General features: G+C 71.0%; 4 protein-coding genes. 1 reads left to right on the forward strand and 3 read right to left on the reverse strand.

Going from position 1 to position 4,152, the window contains the following annotated elements:
• Both D8Y23_RS16180 and D8Y23_RS16185 read right to left on the reverse strand, forming a co-directional pair.
• The coding region (locus D8Y23_RS16180) for an ATP-binding cassette domain-containing protein (protein WP_164878284.1) at positions 1–1,300 on the reverse strand (1,300 nt) is incomplete at its 3' end.
• Positions 1,297–2,391 carry a substrate-binding domain-containing protein gene (locus D8Y23_RS16185; protein WP_128219062.1) on the reverse strand — a complete coding sequence of 365 codons (1,095 nt, stop codon included), beginning with the start codon at positions 2,389–2,391 and terminating at the stop codon, positions 1,297–1,299. The genes D8Y23_RS16185 and D8Y23_RS16180, both read right to left, overlap by 4 nt.
• Before the next feature lie 206 nt (positions 2,392–2,597).
• On the opposite strand from D8Y23_RS16185, the gene D8Y23_RS16190 reads away from it, so the two are divergent.
• The gene (locus tag D8Y23_RS16190) at positions 2,598–3,179 is read left to right on the forward strand and encodes a 1,2-dihydroxy-3-keto-5-methylthiopentene dioxygenase (protein ID WP_128219063.1); all 582 of its coding nucleotides are present in this window, start codon (positions 2,598–2,600) and stop codon (positions 3,177–3,179) included.
• A gap of 100 nt (positions 3,180–3,279) precedes the next feature.
• On the opposite strand, the gene D8Y23_RS16195 is transcribed toward D8Y23_RS16190, so the two are convergent.
• The coding region (locus D8Y23_RS16195) for an alpha-L-arabinofuranosidase C-terminal domain-containing protein (protein ID WP_275087520.1) at positions 3,280–4,152 on the reverse strand (873 nt) is incomplete at its 5' end.

The following is a 4,152-nucleotide window of genomic DNA, read 5'->3' on the forward strand; positions in this document are numbered from 1 at the left end:
GGAGCCGCGGCCCGGTGCGCAGCCACCGCCCCACGACGACCTTCTGCTGGTTGCCGCCGGAGAGGTCGTCGACGCGCGTGTCGGCCGAGGGCGCGACGACACCGTAGGCGTCGATCACCTCGTCCGCGGCCGCGCGCTCGCGCGCCGGAGACACCACGCCCCACCGCGAGATCCGCCGCAGGACGGGCAGGCCCACGGTCTGGCCGATCGACCACCCGGGCTGGATGCCGAGGCGCTGTCGGTCCTCGGGCACGAGGACGACGCCCGCGTCCTTGGCCGCGGCGGGCGACGCGGGGCGGTAGGGCGCACCCTGCAGTCGGAGCCGGGCGGCGCCCGGGGGACGGACACCCGCGATGAGCTCGGCGAGTTCGGTCTTCCCCGCTCCGAGCAGCCCCAGGATGCCGGTGACCTGGCCCGCGGCCACGGTGAGGGTCAGCGGCGCACTGCCGGGGAGGAGGACCGCGTCGTCGATCGCGAGCACCTCGGCACCGGCCGCAAGCGGGTCCGTGATGTGCTGCTGCAGCTCGGTCGGGATGCCGAGCATGGCCTCGAGGGCCGTGTGCCAATCGAACGGGCGGCCGGCCTCGAGCTCGAGCCGACCGTCGCGCAGGACGACGATGCGGTCGGCCAGTCGCTCGATCTCGCCGAAGCGATGACTGACGAACAGGATTGACAGGCCCTCGTCGCGGAGCACCCGCAGCACGGCGAACAAGCGGTCCGCCTCCGCCGCCGTGAGCGCCGAGGTCGGTTCGTCGAGGATCAACAGGCGCGGGGTGGAGCGCAGCGCGCGGGCGAGCGCGAGGAGCTGCGCGTCGGAGGTGCCCAGGCGCGCGGCATCCGCCCGCAAGACCTCGTCGGACCACGACAGTCCCAGGCGCTCGAGCGCCGCACGGGCGACACGTTCCGCCTCGGCTCGGCGCACGACACGGTGTCCCCCGGTCGCCAGGTCGGTGAGCGCGAGGTTGTCCGCGACGCTCAGCCCCGGGACGATGCCGTCGGCGATCCGCTGGTGCACGGTCTCGATGCCGGCCCGGCGCGCGCGGGCGGGCGAGCTCAGGCGCTGGAGCGTGCCGCCGACCGCGATCTCACCCGTGTATCCGGCGTTCGCGCCCGAGATCGCCCCGATGAGCGTCGACTTCCCCGCACCGTTCGTTCCCAGCAGGGCGGTGATGCTCCCCGGGAGGAGGTCGAGCGAGACGTCGCGAAGCACCTGGTTGGTGCCGAACCGCACGCCGACACCGCTCATGCGGACGACGGGGACGTCGTCCGCATGAGCGGTGTGCGAGAGCGGAGAGGTCATCCGGAGACGGCGGGCAGCCAGTCGGCAACCACCGTGTCCTCGAGCAGCAGCGACGGCTCGGCCTCGCGCAGCTGAGCCACGTTGGTGATGCCCTTCTCGATCAGGAAGTCCCGCGTGATCGTGACGGCGGGGAACTGCACGGCGTCCTCGCTCAGCTCGTCGGTCAGCTTCAGCGCGAGCGCCCGCACGACACCGGCGCCCACGGCCGACGGGTCGGTCGCACTCGTGGCGACCCAGGGGCTGCCGTCGGCGATCATGACCTCGATGTCGGCGTTGGAGATGTCGATGCCGTAGACCTTGACCGCGTCCTGCAGGTTGTTCTGCACGACGGCCTGGACGACGCCCTTGGTGATCTCGTCGTACGGGGCGAAGATCGCCTGCACGCCCGGGTTCGCCTTCAACGCGGCGTCGACGAGCGGGATGTTGTCCGTGGCGGTCGACTCGGTGACCTTGCCGGTGAAGAAGAGCTGGTCGAGGCCGTTCTCGGCGACGACCTCGTCCCAGACGACCTTGCGGCGATCGAGGGGAGCGAAGCCCTCGGCGCTGACGAGTCCCACCTTCGCGCCCTCACCGGTGTCGGCGACGAGCTGGTCGAGCACCCCCTGGGCCATCGACGCGTCGGACTGCGAGGTGACGACGACGCCGTCGGTGTCTTCGAGCGCGAGGTCGTACACGACGACCGGGATGCCGGCATCCACCGCTTCGCGCACCCGCGGCTCGATCGTGTCGGTCTGACCGTGGTCGACGATGATCGCGTCGGGCTTGGCGGCGATCGCCTGCTCGAGGTCGGAGGCCTGCTTGGCGTTGTCGTTGCGAGCGTCGTAGACCGTCAGGTCGATGTTGATCGCGGCGGCCTGCGCCTTCGCGCCGGCGGTCCACGCGGTGAAGTAGTCACCGGCACCGGACTGCTGGACGAGAGCGACCTTCAGGGGCTCGCCGTCGAACGGTGCGGGAAGGTTCTCGACCTTTTGCGCCGGGGCGGCGGAGGCGGCCGGGGCGGCGGAGTTCTGCTGTGCGCAGCCGGTCAGGGCGAGGGCGGCGATGCCGGCGGTGGCGACGAGCGTCGCCCAGCGGTGGGAGCGAACGGACACTGTGGTCCCCTTCGGAAGGAGTCGGGTGCGGAGGGCCGCGGCGTGTGCTGTGGTGCGGCGACCGTCGAGCAGTCAAGCAGGACGGGCCGCTTCCGGCGGTTCGAGGTTGCGCTTTGTTACAGGTCGCACCGGGCGGCGCTCCCGCGATGCCCGCCCGAGCGCGAGAATCGAAGCGTCCCGACCGCATTCGTCCGAGAGGAGGAGCCGTGACGCTCCTGACCGTCTGGAAAGAGACCGACCCGAGCACCCCGGTGCTCGAGACCACCGACGAGAGCGAGATCCGCGCGGCGCTCGCCGAACTCGGTGCCCGCTTCTCCCGTTGGGACGTCCGGGACCTCCCCGCCGGCGCCTCGCAGGACGAGGTGCTCGCGCTCTACGCCGCCGAGATCGACGAGGTCAAGGACCGCGAGGGGTACACCCTCGTCGACGTCGTCGCACTCGACCCCGCTCAGGCGGATTACGACGACCTGAAGACGCCGTTCCGCCAGAAGTTCCTGTCCGAGCACAAGCACGACGACGACGAAGACCGCTACTTCGCCGAGGGTGCCGGCGTCTTCTACCTGCACGCGAACGAGAAGGTGCACGCGGTGTACTGCGAGGCGGGCGACCTCATCTCGGTGCCGGCCAACACGACGCACTGGTTCGACATGGGCACGGCCCCGCACTACGTGAGCGTGCGCTTCTTCCACGACGACGACGGCTGGGTCGGCCACTTCACGGGCAGCCCCATCGCCGAGTCGTTCTCGACGTTCGACGAGCTGCACGCGCGCCGCGCCCAGCTGGCCTGACGCCGCTTCGCCGCACCCGCGGTGTGGGGCGCGATTCTCGGTTCGGGGCGTGATTCCTTCGCCCCAAGCCGAGAATTGCGCCCCACAGCCGTTTCCGAAGTCAGCCGACGCGGCGCAGCGCCAGGGCGGCCCACGCGATCGGTGGGAGCGTCACGCGCAGGATGCCGTCCTCGACCCGCGCGCCGTCGACCGCACGGGGCCGCACGCGGTCGGGGTGCGCGAGCGTGTTGCTGGCGTACGGGTCGTCGTCGTGCAGCAGATGCGTCTCGACGAGCTCGACGTCCCCGAAGCCGGTGATGTCGATCGCGACCTCGACCGGCTCGTGCCGCCCGCGGTGCACGAGGAACACCGCGGCCTCACCGGTCTCGGCGTCGTGGGTGGCGACGGCATCCACCGCCGGCACCGTGCCGTGCTTCACGGTGTCGATCGTGCCCGCCTCGACCTGCACGCGCAGGGCCTCTCCGCGCGCGAGGCGGGAGGTGATCGAGAAGGGGTAGAACGTCGTCTGCCGCCACGCGGGTCCGCCCGGCTCGGTCATGATCGGCGCGATCACGTTCACGAGCTGCGCGAGCGAGGCGGATGCCACCCGGTCGGCGTGCGCGAGCAGCGAGATCATCAGGCTGCCGAAGACCACGGCATCCACCGCCGAATACACGTCCTCGAGGAGCCGCGGGGCGACGGGCCAGTCGTCGATCGCCGTGGGCTTCTCGGACGCGACGCGGTCGATGTACCAGACGTTCCATTCGTCGAACGAGATGTCGATCCTCTTGTCGGAGCCCTTCACCGCTCCGACGTGGTCGGCCGTGGCGACGACGGCCTCGATGAAGCGATCGGTGTCGACGGCGGATGCCAGGAACGAGTCGATGTCGCCGTCGTGCTCCTGGTAGTAGGCGTGGCACGAGATCATGTCGACGTCGTCGTAGGTGTGGGTCAGCACCACGCGCTCCCACTCGCCGAAGGTCGGCATCTGCGC

Source organism: Microbacterium enclense, assembly GCF_004022425.1.
In the GTDB taxonomy this organism is placed as follows: domain Bacteria; phylum Actinomycetota; class Actinomycetes; order Actinomycetales; family Microbacteriaceae; genus Microbacterium; species Microbacterium enclense_A.